Genomic DNA, 16,117 nt, shown 5'->3' on the forward strand with positions numbered 1-16,117 from the left:
AATTTTATGGATGAATTAACAAATGAAAACTGGGAAAGTAACCTTAAAAAACTCGGATGGACAAAATGTTCTAAACCTAAATGGATTAATTATGAGCCAATGTATATACCTAATGAAATATGGGTATATAATTCCAAGCCTAAACAATTTGGTGTTATGGATGATTTTGAAGATAAATTCTACCTGAACTACGCCCCAACTGGAGAGTTTCAAATTTATAGACAGAGAACAGGAGGTTTTGGAGGTATAAATGTTAAATTTCCTATATTCTATGGGAGGTCTTTATATCGTCGACCAGATCATAAGAACGACAAGTTATTCTATAAAAATAGAATAACTGAATTAAGCGAAATAATGAAATTAGTCATTGTATCATGAAAAAATTAGATATGGTTTTGCGAAGGATTGCGCAGATTGTAGAATCAACGCCAGAAGAAACACACGAAGAGTATTTGAAAAACTTGGAAAAGTATAAAAATATTATAGATAAAACGCCAAACAACTTTTTGAAGTATCACTTAGATGATCAAATCAATAAAGAGCATTTCGAATTAGCAGAATACATTATTACTATTGCGTTTGAAAGAGGGTTTAGTTTTGTTTAATACCTAAATACGGAGAAATCAATAAACATAAATGGATATAACAACAGAATTAAACGGGGAGAAATACTTAATTGTTGAAATATTAGCCACCAGAAAAACAAGTGAGAAGGATTTATTGGCTAAACTTAAACGACATAACGCAATTTATCAAGGAATAAAAGAAATTAACACTGGAGGTTTTTGGGGAAATGCCTATGGGGTGTTTAGAGTTTTAGTACCTGAACAAAATGTAGTAGCGTTTAACAATGACAATGAGTAGTTAAATTACTTCTATTTTTATTTAGACTAAATAAAAATAATTTTGTAAATTGCACTATATTTTTGTATTACAAATGACAGAAACAAAGTGTAAGGGTTGTAATAATCGCTTAGGGCATATTGCTTTAGGGGATGTTTATTGCTCCAAATGTCAAAGTATTAACATTATACGTCCAAACAAGGATACCAAGCTTATCTATAAGCATTTTTATAAACCTAGCGCAGATCTAAATTATTGCGCACAGACCACCTATCCAATGCCGACTGAGCAGAGTAAAACATAGGAATATTATCTTCTTTAAAAGGGATGTTTAGAGGCGGTCTTAAAGTAGTACGAGACCGATACGGCAACATTTCTTATTTTCTAAAAGGCCAACACAATTATTTGTCTAAAGATTACCTAGAGATTTCACTAACAAACATTGCTCTATTCACTGCTTTAGATATTAGATCTTCAATATTCAGTAGAGCAAAAGTATACGTCAAGAATGAAAAAGGTGATATAGTAGAGAATCATCCTTTTGTCAACCTAATAAGTGATCCTAACTACTCACAATCACAATCAGATTTTCTATACAAACATTTATGGTTTAAATCTTTAGGAAACAATATTACCAGAGTAATCAAAACTAAAAACAATGCAAACCCTAAAGATTTAGGGAACATCTATGCATTAGAGCACCTAATACCTACTTGTATAGAATACAAAGATGTCAACAAACAATCAAAAATGCAGATTGCTAACACTGACATTAAGGAGATTGAAAAACAAAAAATAGAATACACTTTATCAGGTTATCAAAAAGAAATACCGGTATCAGATTTACTTTTCTTTTATGATGTAACCAATGGAATGAGAGATGGAGAATACTTCAAAAGTCCATCCCGTATAGATTCATTAATACCAGAATTAAGTAACATCCAAGAAGCTCAAAAGTCAAAAAATGTAAATCTAATTTTCAGTAGAAAGTTTCTCACTTCTAACAAGACGATGGACGAGCATATGCGAGAAGAGATGAAGCCGGATGAAAAGAAGGAAATTGAAAACAATTTATTTCATAAAGATATTATTGCATCTCAAAGTAATTTAGATGTTCACTCTTTAGCTAATGACTTTACGCATTTAATATATGATGAGCAGATGGCTGGTGATTTCGTGCGAATACTAGGGGCGTATGGAATTACAAAAGAAGTATTTACATGGTACATGAATGGTCAAGATACTTACGCTAATAAAAGCCAAGCAGTAGTACAATGGATTCAAAACTCTATCATGTTTGAGGGTGAAGATTTCGCCAACACTTACCAGAACTTTTTCAATCTAAAAGAATCAAAAGAAACAATTCACCTTGACTATATACATTTGCCTGTAATGGCAATTCTGGAAGATAAAAAGCTCGAAACTCGAGAGAGAAAAACGAAAATATATGAAAAGCTGATTAAGTCTCAAATGAAACCTGAGGATGCAATGAAGATTAGCGAATTAGATAAAGTATTAAGTGATGAGTAAGATCGATAAAGAAGCACTAAAGAAATCCATAAAGCAGAAAAAGAAAGCTGCTGGTAAGATCATATTTAAAACGTGTGACAATTGCACAGATATAGATTGCGGTTGTGCTGAATCTTACGAAAAAAAGGAAAGATTATGAGAGTTGCAATACCACATTTTGAAGAAAAAAGTAAGCTGTTCGCCTATTTAAAATCAAACAGAAAGAAAATCATAGCACAAAAGTGTTCATCACAAATTAAGAGTGATGATTTTGAATATGGGTGTTTAAACCTAAAAGCAAACTCAAAAGACAAGATAGGATCAAAGGTTACTAAATCTGTTTCAGTCAAGGAAGATTTACAAGATGGAGAAATAGAAGTTGATGCAATTGCTAACATGGCAGGATGGTGTGATTCATACATGGATGTATTGATTCCAGATTGTTGGAATAGAACCATTAAAGAAAAAGGAGCAAGCAATAAACAGTTGATTTACCACCTTAAAAATCATTGGTATTCTACAGATGATATAATCGGAGGTAATGTACAGATGCGATCTCAGTGGTTAGACCTTTCCATTTTTAATATCGAATCGGACCTAAAACAAGGGCAAGCTTTAATTGGTAATTCAATAGTAAAAGAAAAATATGACAAAAAATGCTTTCACCTGTATTCAGATGATGAGATAAAGCAGCATAGTATCGGATTAAGATACATCAAGATTACCCTTTGTATGAACTCTGAAGAAGAGGAAGATAAGTACGAAAAGGAAAGCTGGGATAAGTTTTATCCTATGGTAATTAATAAGAGCAAAGTAGATTCAAAAGGTTTCTTTTGGGCGGTTGAGGAAATAAAACTAGTTGAGTATTCGGCTGTTTTGTTCGGGGCTAATGAGCTTACAACTGTACAAGGAACTTCTAAAAATAATACAGGGCCGTCGAAAGACACCCAGGAGGCAGAGCAAGAACCGTCGAAAGACATTCAGGACGAACCCTCGATTAGCGAATTATGTAAACATTTAAAACTGAATTACGATGAGTAAAACAGCAGAAGAAATGGCTAACGAGGTAAATGAAAACGTAGCCGAATTAAAAAAGAAAGTGGATGAAGCCATTGAAAAAGCAGCTACTCCAGAACAAGTACAAGAAGCAAAAGATGCTTTAGAAGAATACAAAAAAGAAGCGATAAAAGAGTTAGAGAACTTTGTGAAATCAGAAGATTTCGAGAAGGTTAAGACAGAATTGAAAGAAGCTAATAAGGAGATTTCTTCTTTGAAGGAAGGAAACAACCCTAAAGGTGTGATTGATTTTAAAAGTGCTGTCTCAGAAGCATTGAAAGAAAAGCATAATGAGATAAAAGAATTTTTTAAGAAAAATGAAGCAGCAAGATCTGGGTCATTTGAATTCAGAATTAAAGCACCTGCAGTTGTTGCAACAGGAAACGTAACTCCAACAGGGGCAGCAGATATTTATGCAGCTCAATCGGTATCAGGAGTAAGCCCATATGCTAGAACAGAAATGTTTTTGGAGCAATATTTGGATGTGGGTAATACTGATTTAGCATCTATTCCATATGTAGATGAACAACCTGGGGAAGGTGACGCTGCTATAGTAGCTGAAGGTTCTTTGAAACCTCTTATTGATGTTGATTATGTAACAGCATATTCTCAACCTAGAAAAGTAGCTGGTAGAATGAAAGCTACAGAGGAGGCTTTGTATGATTTTGGATGGTTAGAGTCAGCAATGACGAATACACTAAAAAAGAAGCATGATATAGCTCGTCAAAATGATTTGATAGGAGCTACAAATGGGATCAATTCAATTGCAACACCTTTTAACGCAGCTATTCTAGGGGGAGTTACCGTAACAAATCCACAATACTACGATGCAATTGCGGCTTTAGTTGCTGGTATTGCAAATGATAGTGAAGGGTATTACATGCCTAATGTTGTTTTTGTGAACACTTTAGATAATCTAAAGAAGATGTTAACGAAGGATGGAAACGACAATTATATCATGCCTCCTTTTGCTGATGCTGAAGGTAATATTATCGAAGGTGTACGTGTTGTTGCAAAACCAAGTATAGCAGCGGGAACTTTTGTGATTGGAGATTTCAAAAATGTGAAACTTAGAAACCTGTGGGGATATACGGTTCGTTTCGGATGGGAGAATGATGATTTCGGGAAAAATCAGATTACAATGATTGGTGAATCGAGATACCATCTTTATGCAACCACAAACGATCGTAGAGGAATTATTTCCGGAAACCTTGCTGATGTTGTAACAGCAATAACACCTGGGCCATAATGGAAAATAACGAAACCAAAGCAAAAACATTTCCAAAAAATACTGATAGAAGCAATTTCGCATTAGTTGAAATTACTTTAATCAAAGACCACGGAAATGATAAAAAAGGAACTGTCTTAAAAAGACACCCTAACACAGCAGACATGCTCATTTTAAAGAAAATAGCAAAAAAATGATAATTAACGGATCATATTTTGTCGGTGAATTATACTTATCACAAGTAAGTGAAAGTGCTTCAGTTGTTGTTAACAACAAGTTGAAGAATACATACTTCATTGACGAATATGAACGTGAGATTTTGGAAAAAGGACTTGGTTATAAGATGTGTAAGGATTTATACTTACACATCGATAACCAAGGAAGCATAAAAACCACTTCAGTAGATAGTGTTTGGGATGATCTTTTAAATGGTAAAGAATACCAAAAAGATGGAAAGACATTCTACTGGCCTGGTTTAGTTGAAAAAGTGGGGTTACTCCATAAGTCTATGATGGCTTACTATATATACTTCATGTACTTGAATGATGATACTAGGAAAAATACCACATCTGGTACTGTTTCAGGGTCAAAAAAGAGTGAAAAAGTATCAGTATCACCATCAACAACTGATGCATGGCGTAAAATGGTTAAATGGTATGGAGGTTCAAAACGGAACACTTCTCCTGTAATAACTTATCATAATGGCGCAATATTCGAAGATTATTGTGGAGATAATGATAATACAGGACGAGTATCGATGTATCAATATCTATCCGATCATAAAGAATCGTATCCAGATTGGCAATTCACGCCAATAGAGAACATAAATAGATTCGGGATATGATTAAGGTAGAGAAGATATTTCGTGAAGTGTTTGATACTATACCAAAGTACAATATTGAAACTGGAAACCAAACAGATAAGTTATTCTATCATTTAGGTGATCAGGATGAATTAAGCAATGTATTACAAACTAGGCAATCAAACGGGCAAAAAGCATATCCATTATTATGGTATAAGCTACCAAATGATTTGTTTGAGGGCGAGACTAGGGTAAGTGGGGATTTCGAATTTATTCTAGCTATGAATACACAACTTGATTGGTTTAATGACCAACGTTTCAATTTTGTATACAACAACTACCTATATCCAAACTTGCAGTTAGTTATCCAAGCTTTTAAAGGAGCAAACAACATTCAGTTAAATAAGATTGACAATAACAATAATTTCTACAGGCGCACGAACTATCCAAATTATGGAAAATTCGTAACAGGCGCAGAAATACCAAATGATTATTGGGACGCACTATTGCTTAAAGTCAATCTTACTTTAACTGATAATTGTATGGGAGAAATAAAATACAATACTAAAAATATTATTTAAGAAATGGCAACAGAAGTTAATTATATAGATTGCGAGGCAGGCGCACGAAAAGGAACAGGTGTTCTTTCCTGTAAGATTCCGACTGAAATCCCTGATGGTTTCATTGCGGTATCTCCTAGTTGGGAATTTGACCCAGCGACTGAGGATTTTAACGCAGCTTACATTGTGCAAAAAATCCAAGAGGGGGTTTTTCATCCGTTTTTAAAAGCGGTTGATTTCAATGAACAAAATGAGGATACCACTTTTAAGACTTACAACACTGGAATCAAGATTCCAACACGAAGAGGATTACCAGAGTTAGAGTTTACATACTCTAACGAATATAGCTGGCATGCAGCAGCTTATTCTTTTAATGGATATGGTAATTATAATTTCATTTTAGGATGGAAAAATGGTGTGATTGGAGTTGCTACAAAAGCAGATGGTAAACTTACCGGGTTATCTGGTGGTTATTTGAATGTGAAAACCTTCAAAAACAACAATGGTTCAGATCCTTCCGAAACAATGATCGGTTTTCAATTGACAAGTGATGCGCAGTACAATAGCAAAATGGCTCTTTTAAAAGATTCAGTTAACGGATTTTCTATTGATGAAGTTAGAGGTGTTATTGATGCAAAAATAACTGTAACCCTTCCAGCGGTTGGAGCAACTACAACAGTAGTTAAAGTGGTAGCAGAATACAACCCAGCAGTTGAGATTAAAGGACTTGCGTTTGGAGATTTTAAAATTACCGGGAAAACTGTTACGGCATCCACTTTTAATAGTGCAACAGGAGAGTATACATTGACACATGATGCTTATTCATCTGAGGACGCAGCAACAGTAAAGTTAAATGATGGAACATATGATATTGTGAAATCTACTACAGATGTTCTTTACAAGGGAGAATCTGCGAGTTTTACAATAGTATAATCAATTAATGGGCGGTGAAATACCCGCCCTTAAAAAATTAAGGATATGAAAATTCTTTGGCTTAACAAAAATGCTTCGATAAATAAAAATTTATTCGAAAACAAGACAAAGGAAGAGCAGATTGAATATGTATCTAATCTTCAGGAATATAAGTTTTTACATGAGGCACAGAAAAAACAAAAAGTAAAGGAGGTATTGAATGGCATCAGTTGCAGAAATAAAAAGCAGATTACAAAAACTGACAATGCCAGTGTTAAGGAAAGAAGCGTCGAAGCTGATAGTAAAAAGCCAAGACGTAATAAACGCAAAGAGGGCTGAATTAAAGTCTGGGTTACGTCCTGATGGCAATATCATTGGTGAGTATAAAAGTGATGCTTATAAGAAAGAGAAAATTATCCAAAATCCATCGGCAGGAGGTACTGTCGATTTAATAAGAACAAAATCTTTTTCTAAGAAACTATTTGTACAGAATTCTAAACCAAGTCATTTCATGTTCGAGAGTACAGACGAGAAGTCTACAATGTTGTTTGAAAAGTATGGTGAAGATGTACGATCATTAAATCAAAAAACCTTTGAAGAAGTTTGGCGACTTCATTTAGCAAAAGATTACATCGCAGCATTAAAAAAGATTACAGGGTTATGAAAGGTAAGATCGACTATTGGAAAAATGGAGAGATTCCAGCTAATCTGTTTTTTTACAACCTGAATAATGAAGACCTATCTTTTTTAATCAAAGATGGAAATCCAAGCAACGAAGATTTAGAAAAGGCATGGTCAGATATTCAAGATGAGTATTTCGAACTAGAAGGAAATAGAAAAGCGTCATTATTGATCACTACCCGAAATAGAATTGCGCTACTGGTTTTAAAAATCAATATCTGCAAAATATCAGTAAACATTGCTTTAAAAAACAATCTTAATGAAGATCAAATAAACAGTATCATTTCAGGTCTGTCTAGAATAAAGATCAAGGTTATCAAGGATTCATCTTTAATAGATCAGTTAACACTAATTGTTGAACAGTACATACCAAGCTGGGAAACAGAACTAGAAATTGAAAAAGAAAACCTAAAAAAACACGTAAGCAAAGAAGTATCAAATTACGAAGAGGTGATTGAAAGTATGTCTGATATAAAGGATAGGCATTTACCCGAAAACATGTCACTAAGAAGATTTTCAGCAGTTAAAAAAAGTGCTATAAAAATTAATAAACAAAGGCTTAAACAAGCGAGTTAATGGCTAAGAATAACTTCATAGAAACAGCAAGCAAAGAAACCTTTGAAGGTAATGAGCGTGTAATTAAACAACTTGTCGAGATGATCGAGAAGATGGGGATACTTGAGGCGCAAGCTAAAAAAGTTCAATTTCCTAGCGGAAGTAAAAAACTTATATCTGAAGTTAATGAGGAATTAGACAAGGGTAAAAAGATAATGTCCGATGCAGAAAGACTTCAGAAAAAATATAATACCACCCTAAGAAATTATAATGATGCACAGAGCAATACAGGTAAAAAAATTGCTGAAATCCGTGACAAAACAAGAAAACTAAACAACGAAAACAAAAAATCATTATCAGCATATGGGAGGTTACAGTTAGCACTCACCAAAGCTGAAGAAAGATACCGTAACCTCGCTGCTAAATTAGGTCATACCGCTAATGAAACAGTAAAAGCCAGAAACCAGGTTAATAAATTACGGACGGCAATTGATAATATTAACCAACCTATAAAAAGGTTTGGAGATAATGTAGGAAATTACCCAGGAAGGTTAAAAGGAGCAACAAGAGCATTACGATCTTTTATATCAGCTTTCGGATTAACATCTGGTATATTTTTATTTGTACAAATATTGCGAGATGGGTTCAAATCAATAAGGGAGTTTGATAAATCAATGCAAAACCTTTCCGGGATACTTAGAACAAACCGGAAGGATCTAAAGGACTTAGAAGAGGTTATTATTAGTGTAGCTGGAAAATCGGTAAACACAGCCACCGACGTGGCAAAACTTGCTGAATCTTTAATTACACTTGGTAAAAGTAAGGATGAAGTAAAACAATTATTGGAACCTGTTAATAATCTTGCCATTGGTCTAGAAACAACTGGAGCAGAAGCAGGAGAATTTTTAGTACAAACATTAAATGCCTTTGGAAAAGGAAGCGATAGTGCAGAAGAATATGCAGATATAATTGCAACAGTTAGAACTTCTACTTCGCTGAATTTTCAAAAAATGCGCGATTCTTTCCAGTATATCACGCCTATTTCTAAAATTTTAAATAAAGATTTAGCATATACTGGGGCTGTAGTAGGAATATTAGCAGATAATGGATTAAAAGCAGAGAGCGCAGGACGATTATTAGCAACTTCACAACAAAAACTAGCCAAGAAGGGAAAAACACTTAGTGATGCTCTTGCACAAGTGAATAAGGCAGTTAAATCGGGTAAATCAGAAATTGAAGTTTTAGCCATTGCATCTGGGCTATTTGGAGCTCAAGCAGCTAAAATAGGTGTGATATTAGCGGAAAACACCGAAGAAATGGAGATAAACGCCCAAGCCATACGTGAAAACTCCGGTGCTTTGGATGATTTAGTAAATGAACAACTTAAAAGTTTAGACGCTTCTTTACTTATTTTAAAATCTAGATGGGAAGAATATATAATTAGATCCAATCAGGCAGGAGGTTACAGTAATAGGTTAGCAAAAATTGTCAATTACCTCTCTGATAATCTCGACAAGGTGATTGATACCGTAGTTGATGTGGCACAAGCATTTTTGATCTACAAAGGACTTTTATTAGCATCATCTTTAATAACAAGAGGGTATACAGCAATAACATTCGGTTTAAGAATAGCAAAAATAGCTTTATCCGGTGGTATTAAAGCTGCGCGAATTGAAATGCAAGCTTTTAATATAGCAACAAAATCTAATCCTCTAGGTATATTGATGAATGTGGTTGCTGCTGGAGTTGCCACATGGTATGCGTTTAGAGATGGAGTAAAAGCATCGGCAGAAGCGCTGAGAGAAGCAAGAGAAGAGGCCGATAAAATAAGACAAGCAATTGTTGCTGCTAATATTGCACTAGTTAGAGAGCAATTAGATAGGATTAGTGATGAAATAAAGAATGAAAAGAAAGCAGTAGCAGAAAAAATTAAGCTTGTTAAAGAAGAGATTAAAGGAAGAAAAGATGGGTCCAAACTATTATCAGAAGTAGAAGAAGAAAGGCAAAAAAAGGCAGAAATGATTGCTGAAGAAATCGCCAAAAGTAGTGAAAGGTGGGGTAAAATATTAACAGAAAAAGAGGAAAACAATCTTGAGAAACTTAAAAAGAGAGTAAAAGAAGAAATCGACGAAAGGAAGGTTTTATCCGAATCCATTGCAGAATCAAACAAAAAAGTAGCAAATACTCCAAAGACTAAAGAGGTAGTTGGTGATTTGGCCGGAACTAAAGAAACTATTAAGGAGTTACAATCTATCCTGGATGATTTACTCAAAAGTCAAGATAAATTAAATACAACAGAAGATGAAGGTGATGGTTCTGGGAAATCTCTAAAAGAAAGATTTGAATTAGAAAAACAAAGGCTACAGTTTCAGTTAGAAGCTAACAAGAAAATTATTGATAATGAAGAAAATTCACTTGAAGACAGATTACTTGCAAACAATGATTATTTAGATACGAAAAAGAAGCTTTTAGTATTAGAGAAAAATTTCGAGATCTCTACATCAAAGGGTGGCGCAGATGAAAAGTTAAGAATTCAAGAAAAATTTGAACATGATAAAACTCAAGCCACAGATAAAGCAGAAAAGAATCGTGATAAAATATTTGAAACTAATTTCAAAAAACAATTAGAACGTGCTAAAATTCTGGAAGGTGATTTTGAAAGAAGATTAGATGAACAGGTAACTGACCTTAGAGCCAAATTATTAAGCCAAGGGAAATCGACCAGGGAAATCGAAAGACAGACTCAGGAGTTTATAGCTGAGGAAAGGAAAAAAGCAGCAATAAAGCACCTCGATTTATTAGAGACAGAACTGAAAGCAATAGCAACAGGAGCGGATCAGAGAATAGCTGTAGAAGAATATATAGCAAAATTAAGAGCTGAATTAGTTGAGGAAGGGATTAAGAAAGAGCTTTCAGCAGAGCAAATGCGTCAAAAGATTATCCAAAAAACGATTCAATTGATGCAAGAACTTGGTAATCTCGGTGATGCATTAACTGAAAGAAGAGTTCAAAAAATAGATTCTGAAATTGAAAAAAACAATGAAAAATATGACAAGCTATTAGATAGTGAAAGATATACTGAAGATGAAAGAAAGGCCCTAGAAGATCAAAGAGAAGCTGCTAACGAACAATTAGAAAGAAAAAAAGTACAAGAACAAAGAAAACAGGCAAGGTTTAATAAGGCTATCTCTTTAGCGCAAATAACTATAAATACCGCTGAAGCAATAAGTGAAGCGAGTCCAAAAATACCTTTAATGGTATTAGCTGCTGCGGTCGGTGTAGCGCAGGCAGCAGTAGTTGCAGCAACTCCTATCCCACAATATGCAGAGGGAAAAAAGAAATCAGATTCTTATAGAGGTCCAATGTTATATGGAGAAGTACCAGGAAGAACAGAGGTTCAAATGAGTAAAACTGGTAAAATTAAAGGGGTTGCTAGTAGTCCTACTATTGGATTTACGGAACCAGGAGATACTATTTTTAAGTCACTACCAGATTTTCAACAATACGCATTAGATAACTCTTTTATGGGGTCGGCATTAATGAATAGCGGTTTTCTACCTCCATTGGTTAAAATCAATAATTCAAATGATGCAAGTGCAAAAGAAATGTATGGACAAATCAAAAAAGAAGTAAAAGATGGTTTAAAAGCAGCAAGATTTAACATCCATAACGAAGCACCAAAGATTGATTTAGATAGACACATTTCATTAAGAAACAGAATAGGGTAGATGTTTGATAAAAGGATAAAATATACACTTTTAAGTAATGAGTTTGGCTCATTAGAATTAATAAATGGCCCAATAGGAGAAGATGAAAGCCCTTTGTTTTGGCATGACATTCCTAAATCAATGGAAAGAGGTAAAAAAAGACTCTCCTTTATTACTAAATACATTGATAAAATAATATTTGTCAAAGAAGGATCGGATTATCTAAGGAGGTATTTTGATTTACATGCTCCTAATGGTCATATTGAATTCAGAGTTGAGGTAAAAAACCCATATACAGATGTTTTTGAGGTTGATTACCAAGAAGAAATCAACATGAAACAGTATGAAGACTACCAAGAAAAATTCACAGTTCAGGTAGTTTCCGGTGGTTTAGATGAGGAAATTGACTCTCAATTAAGTGAAAAATTTGAATTAGACCGAACTACTTTTAAAGATGGGGCATTTACTAAGCCAGCTGATATTAATGGAAATCAAATAACCGATTTAAATTATGAAAAGCTGGTTGTTACTGGTAGGAGATTGTTTAATCGTACTCTTTTAGAAAACAAAGAAGGTTTTACTCATATAGCAGAAAATGAGCCGGGTTTAGGTACAATTACTACAAGTTTTATCAGTGATCATAATATAATATATGATAGTGATGATTTAGTAAGACCAGTAATAGGAGTGGATGGTTTTAGAAAAGTAACTTTTGCAGGGCAATGGGTACTTAGTGAAGGCCAATATTTTTATGGAAAAAATGACAGAAGGAAAAATCTAAAAATAACTTTCTCCGGTACATCTAAAGCTTTTTTTAGAACAGGAGCAAATAAAGAGTTGATACACTATCTAGTTCGGGCAAAAGAAGGTAATCCAGGTGAATACCTTGGAGCCCAAAGTGCGCAAATTATAATTTCAGAATTTACTGGTATCCAAAGTGAATACACTTATAACAAAACAATAAATATAACTCTAGAAAAGGATGAAGTTTTAGCCTTTGTAACTTTTGTAACTGCTGCTGCAGGCGCAGCTACAGATTACACGGTTGATGAAAAAAACTGTTCTATATTCATAGAAGAAGATAGTGAGTTCCCACCAACAACAAACAATGCTTTAACTTTTCATGAAGCACTGCATAGAACTACTGAGGTTATTTTAGGAAATCGTAATCAATTTAGATCCGACTATTTTAAAGATGGGCCGTATAAAGATTTACTAATAGCGAGTGGTAAAATGATCAGAAATCTACCAAAGTTAGATGAAGACAGAAAACCTTTAGAACAGTTAGAGAGTATAACCACATCATTAAAAGACTTATTAAGTGTCAAAGGATACTTGTGTACCGGTTATGGAGTAGAGATTCATGGAGGTAAAAAAATGTTAGTAGTTGAAGAGTTGAAACATTTCTTCAGAAACACAGTAAAAATACATTTAGGTGAGGTATACGATTACAAAGAATCTTTCAATCCTGATTATGCGTGGAGAAGTGCAGATTTTGGAAATGAGAAAGCAGGCACTTATGAAGAGCAATTTGGACTTTTCGAAACCAACGCAAAAAATGTATATGGATTTCCAACCAATACAATGGAAAGTACGTTTGATGGACTCAGTAAACTAAGATCAGATTTAATTGCAGTGGAATTACTACGACGAAAAAATTATGAAATAGCACCAACAGAGGATACATCTTATGATAAAGAAAATTTCCTTTTGGATTCCATACCAGAAAACGGAGCATACAGGCTTAGAAAATGGCAAGATGATTTACAAGAACAACCAAAGAAAGTTTACGATCCAGACAGTGCCGGTAATTTTAGACTCACACCTTTACAATCATTATTAAGGTGGGGATGGTTTTTTGGGGCCAGTTTACACAAGTTTGCTGATAAATTTATAAGATATAGCAGCACTACAGGTTTTTCAGGAATGATCACAAAATACGCTAATGTTCCTAATAGATCAGAAGATGGGAATTTACCAATAAATGAATTAGAGTATGCAAGAATGACCGCGGTAAAAGTTAATTGTAAAGCAAAATTAACTTACGAATTAAAAAAACAAATTGAAGGGTCTTTTGAGGTTAATGGTAGGGATATACCTAATATATATTGTTTAGCAAGTTACACCTATAAAAGTGGGGAAACACAATATGGATGGGTACTTAAAAGCGAATTAACAAGAGATGCAAGTTTTGAACTTATAAAAGCAAGGATATAATGGCAAGTGTAGTTTTGATACAATTTAACTCATTACCTATGGAAGGGGATATTTTATTCCTTAAATACGGTACCGATGCAGTTTATGAAATATTTTACACAAATAGAAATGGTGCTAATCAGGCTAAGATTGGCGACAATATAAATACGACGATTTCAAATGTTTATCAGGCTTTAAATACAGATTATAATCAATTTAATGAGTATTCATTTAGATTTGTAAGCACAAATCAATTAGAAATTACCCACAAAACAAAAACAAACTTTTTTGATGGAGCAACCGTAGAAGGTGGTTTTGGTGTTATTGTATCTATTTCAAACACACCGCCACCAGACCCATATATTATAACAGCAGAAAGTTACGCGTCAAATGTTGCTAACCCATGCACTCAGGTTGATTTATCTATAACAACGAATAAACAAACCGCTTTAGCAAGATATGGGGGTCAAGACATTAATATATCTACCAATCCATTTACTTTAACAATTGATAGGGGAGTAACCACAAGTATAGAGCTTTTTCATTCTGCAGAGAAAATAACCAAATCATTTTCTCCAGTAACACAATACACAATAACAGGTGTTGAACAAAGATTAACTCCTAATGGTTATTCTGTTGAAATAAAGGTATCATCAACAGGGGTAAGTACTGTGAATATTTTTTCTTTACTGGAATATAGTCTTGATGATGCTAATTGGCAGGCTCCGAATAGTTTTACATCGTTATTACCTGGGAACTTCACCGCTTATGTACGTGATACTTACGGGTGTAAAAAACAGTTAGCATTTACTGTTGTGGATGATAGTTCAACAGTTTCGAGTGAGGTATTACCTTATTTCGAACTAAGTGAACTTAATAGTTTTCATTTTGCACTACAAGAGGACTCTGAATTTGAAAATTTTTATAACACGTTAAGTTTCCAAGAATCAGGATTAAATACTGGAGATTTCGGTCATTTCGTAAAGAAAAAGGATAACCATACTATTCAATTCAGAAGTAGTTATGAAACACATACATGTACTCTAATTGATTCTTCAAACAATAAAATAGATGTGCCAGTTGTAAAAAAATCGAACAACATAAACATATTTGATTCTAGAGAAGCGTATATAAAATATTATGATGGGAATTATGTAGGTGTGTACTTTAATGGAGGAGATGTATATGATCCCGAAACAGGTGATGTGATAGGAGTTAATACATTCGTAAAAAGAATACCATCATTCTACAAAGTTGGAATGTTTATCAGACTATCCAATTCTTTATTAATACTAGACTGGTATCAGATAACTGACATATTTTATGATGATGACTTAAAATCTTGGGTTGCACTTACCAATTTCATAGCTACTGGAGCAAATGATTTTGGAAAAGGAAAAGCTCTTGTAAACTATAATCAACTACCATACGAAGTGTATGAATTCTATATCAATTTTGAAAATTATGAAGGGTGTTATCAATTAAACTTGGAAGTCGAAGGATTTAATACATCTTTTAATTATTGCAGTGAACGACTTAACGTAAGAGAAAACTTCCCAAATACTCATGAAGTAAGATATAGCAATACAGAAAATAATGAGATTAATTACCAAACAGGTATTACTCATTTGCTGAGACTTCCTTTTTTAGAATTAGGGGAGTATTTACCTGAAATTGATGTAAACAGTAATCGAACAGATACTATAATCACACACCTTAGAGGCAAAAACACAGATAAATTCAGTTTCAAATTTAATCGTGTTCCTGGTCCAGTATTACAAACTTTGACGAGAGCAATAGTACTTGATAGATTATTCGTTAATGGTGTCGGTTATACCGATCCAGAATTGGAGGTTGAAAAACTTGGAAACACTAATCTTTATGATGCTACGGTTATTTTAACACCAAACAATGAGCAGTTTGTTAGTGATTCTGGATTGAGAGTGATTTCCAATATAGATACTGATGGTTACCTAGTTACACAAAATGGAGAGGGTTATTTAAAACATAATAATTAATATTTTTTTATCATTATTCTTATTTAGTCTAAATAAAAATAAGTAAATTT

General features: G+C 33.7%; 16 protein-coding genes. All 16 read left to right on the top strand.

Features of this window, described 5'->3' with window-relative positions; translation table 11 throughout:
• Positions 1 to 6 precede the first annotated feature (6 nt).
• Complete coding sequence (locus AAFU52_RS19010; protein ID WP_438423121.1) at positions 7 to 378, top strand: hypothetical protein; 372 nt, start codon at positions 7 to 9, stop codon at positions 376 to 378.
• Positions 375 to 605, top strand: a complete 231-nt coding sequence (locus tag AAFU52_RS19015) for a hypothetical protein (RefSeq protein ID WP_438423123.1) — start codon at positions 375 to 377, stop codon at positions 603 to 605. The genes AAFU52_RS19010 and AAFU52_RS19015 overlap by 4 nt, the downstream gene beginning before the upstream one ends.
• A gap of 31 nt (positions 606 to 636) precedes the next feature.
• Entirely contained in the window at positions 637 to 864 is a 228-nt protein-coding gene (locus AAFU52_RS19020) for a hypothetical protein (RefSeq protein ID WP_438423125.1), read from the top strand.
• A gap of 306 nt (positions 865 to 1,170) precedes the next feature.
• Positions 1,171 to 2,373 carry a hypothetical protein gene (locus AAFU52_RS19025; protein WP_438423126.1) on the top strand — a complete coding sequence of 401 codons (1,203 nt, stop codon included), beginning with the start codon at positions 1,171 to 1,173 and terminating at the stop codon, positions 2,371 to 2,373.
• Positions 2,366 to 2,512, top strand: coding sequence for a hypothetical protein (locus AAFU52_RS19030; RefSeq protein WP_438423128.1), 147 nt, complete (start codon positions 2,366 to 2,368; stop codon positions 2,510 to 2,512). The genes AAFU52_RS19025 and AAFU52_RS19030 overlap by 8 nt, the downstream gene beginning before the upstream one ends.
• Positions 2,509 to 3,393, top strand: coding sequence for a hypothetical protein (locus tag AAFU52_RS19035; protein ID WP_438423129.1), 885 nt, complete (start codon positions 2,509 to 2,511; stop codon positions 3,391 to 3,393). Before AAFU52_RS19030 ends, AAFU52_RS19035 begins: the two co-directional genes overlap by 4 nt.
• Positions 3,386 to 4,657 carry a phage major capsid protein gene (locus AAFU52_RS19040; RefSeq protein ID WP_438423130.1) on the top strand — a complete coding sequence of 424 codons (1,272 nt, stop codon included), beginning with the start codon at positions 3,386 to 3,388 and terminating at the stop codon, positions 4,655 to 4,657. The genes AAFU52_RS19035 and AAFU52_RS19040 overlap by 8 nt, the downstream gene beginning before the upstream one ends.
• Entirely contained in the window at positions 4,657 to 4,833 is a 177-nt protein-coding gene (locus tag AAFU52_RS19045) for a hypothetical protein (protein WP_438423131.1), read from the top strand. The genes AAFU52_RS19040 and AAFU52_RS19045 overlap by 1 nt, the downstream gene beginning before the upstream one ends.
• On the top strand, positions 4,830 to 5,480 hold the full coding sequence (locus tag AAFU52_RS19050; protein WP_438423132.1) for a hypothetical protein: 651 nt from the start codon (positions 4,830 to 4,832) through the stop codon (positions 5,478 to 5,480). Before AAFU52_RS19045 ends, AAFU52_RS19050 begins: the two co-directional genes overlap by 4 nt.
• The gene (locus tag AAFU52_RS19055) at positions 5,477 to 6,019 is read left to right on the top strand and encodes a hypothetical protein (protein WP_438423134.1); all 543 of its coding nucleotides are present in this window, start codon (positions 5,477 to 5,479) and stop codon (positions 6,017 to 6,019) included. The genes AAFU52_RS19050 and AAFU52_RS19055 overlap by 4 nt, the downstream gene beginning before the upstream one ends.
• A 3-nt stretch (positions 6,020 to 6,022) precedes the next feature.
• On the top strand, positions 6,023 to 6,931 hold the full coding sequence (locus tag AAFU52_RS19060) for a hypothetical protein (RefSeq protein WP_438423135.1): 909 nt from the start codon (positions 6,023 to 6,025) through the stop codon (positions 6,929 to 6,931).
• Between the two features lie 199 nt (positions 6,932 to 7,130).
• Positions 7,131 to 7,574, top strand: a complete 444-nt coding sequence (locus tag AAFU52_RS19065) for a hypothetical protein (RefSeq protein WP_438423136.1) — start codon at positions 7,131 to 7,133, stop codon at positions 7,572 to 7,574.
• Positions 7,571 to 8,167, top strand: coding sequence for a hypothetical protein (locus AAFU52_RS19070; RefSeq protein ID WP_438423137.1), 597 nt, complete (start codon positions 7,571 to 7,573; stop codon positions 8,165 to 8,167). The genes AAFU52_RS19065 and AAFU52_RS19070 overlap by 4 nt, the downstream gene beginning before the upstream one ends.
• A complete protein-coding gene (locus AAFU52_RS19075; RefSeq protein WP_438423138.1) occupies positions 8,167 to 11,874 on the top strand; it encodes a phage tail tape measure protein in 3,708 nt (1,235 codons plus the stop codon). Before AAFU52_RS19070 ends, AAFU52_RS19075 begins: the two co-directional genes overlap by 1 nt.
• Positions 11,875 to 14,070 carry a hypothetical protein gene (locus tag AAFU52_RS19080; RefSeq protein WP_438423139.1) on the top strand — a complete coding sequence of 732 codons (2,196 nt, stop codon included), beginning with the start codon at positions 11,875 to 11,877 and terminating at the stop codon, positions 14,068 to 14,070.
• Positions 14,070 to 16,067, top strand: a complete 1,998-nt coding sequence (locus AAFU52_RS19085; RefSeq protein ID WP_438423140.1) for a hypothetical protein — start codon at positions 14,070 to 14,072, stop codon at positions 16,065 to 16,067. Before AAFU52_RS19080 ends, AAFU52_RS19085 begins: the two co-directional genes overlap by 1 nt.
• The last annotated feature ends 50 nt before the right edge of the window (positions 16,068 to 16,117 follow it).

This window comes from Aquimarina macrocephali (assembly GCF_051627225.1).
GTDB lineage: Bacteria > Bacteroidota > Bacteroidia > Flavobacteriales > Flavobacteriaceae > Aquimarina > Aquimarina macrocephali.

Bases quoted from the DNA above. Each gene is read 5' to 3' on its own strand.
- AAFU52_RS19085 (WP_438423140.1), top strand. From the start codon at position 14,070: ATGGCAAGTGTAGTTTTGATACAATTTAACTCATTACCTATGGAAGGG.
- AAFU52_RS19070 (WP_438423137.1), top strand. From the start codon at position 7,571: ATGAAAGGTAAGATCGACTATTGGAAAAATGGAGAGATTCCAGCTAAT.
- AAFU52_RS19010 (WP_438423121.1), top strand. From the start codon at position 7: ATGGATGAATTAACAAATGAAAACTGGGAAAGTAACCTTAAAAAACTC.
- AAFU52_RS19015 (WP_438423123.1), top strand. From the start codon at position 375: ATGAAAAAATTAGATATGGTTTTGCGAAGGATTGCGCAGATTGTAGAA.
- AAFU52_RS19030 (WP_438423128.1), top strand. From the start codon at position 2,366: ATGAGTAAGATCGATAAAGAAGCACTAAAGAAATCCATAAAGCAGAAA.
- AAFU52_RS19060 (WP_438423135.1), top strand. From the start codon at position 6,023: ATGGCAACAGAAGTTAATTATATAGATTGCGAGGCAGGCGCACGAAAA.
- AAFU52_RS19050 (WP_438423132.1), top strand. From the start codon at position 4,830: ATGATAATTAACGGATCATATTTTGTCGGTGAATTATACTTATCACAA.
- AAFU52_RS19040 (WP_438423130.1), top strand. From the start codon at position 3,386: ATGAGTAAAACAGCAGAAGAAATGGCTAACGAGGTAAATGAAAACGTA.
- AAFU52_RS19025 (WP_438423126.1), top strand. From the start codon at position 1,171: ATGTTTAGAGGCGGTCTTAAAGTAGTACGAGACCGATACGGCAACATT.
- AAFU52_RS19075 (WP_438423138.1), top strand. From the start codon at position 8,167: ATGGCTAAGAATAACTTCATAGAAACAGCAAGCAAAGAAACCTTTGAA.
- AAFU52_RS19035 (WP_438423129.1), top strand. From the start codon at position 2,509: ATGAGAGTTGCAATACCACATTTTGAAGAAAAAAGTAAGCTGTTCGCC.
- AAFU52_RS19080 (WP_438423139.1), top strand. From the start codon at position 11,875: ATGTTTGATAAAAGGATAAAATATACACTTTTAAGTAATGAGTTTGGC.
- AAFU52_RS19020 (WP_438423125.1), top strand. From the start codon at position 637: ATGGATATAACAACAGAATTAAACGGGGAGAAATACTTAATTGTTGAA.
- AAFU52_RS19065 (WP_438423136.1), top strand. From the start codon at position 7,131: ATGGCATCAGTTGCAGAAATAAAAAGCAGATTACAAAAACTGACAATG.
- AAFU52_RS19055 (WP_438423134.1), top strand. From the start codon at position 5,477: ATGATTAAGGTAGAGAAGATATTTCGTGAAGTGTTTGATACTATACCA.
- AAFU52_RS19045 (WP_438423131.1), top strand. From the start codon at position 4,657: ATGGAAAATAACGAAACCAAAGCAAAAACATTTCCAAAAAATACTGAT.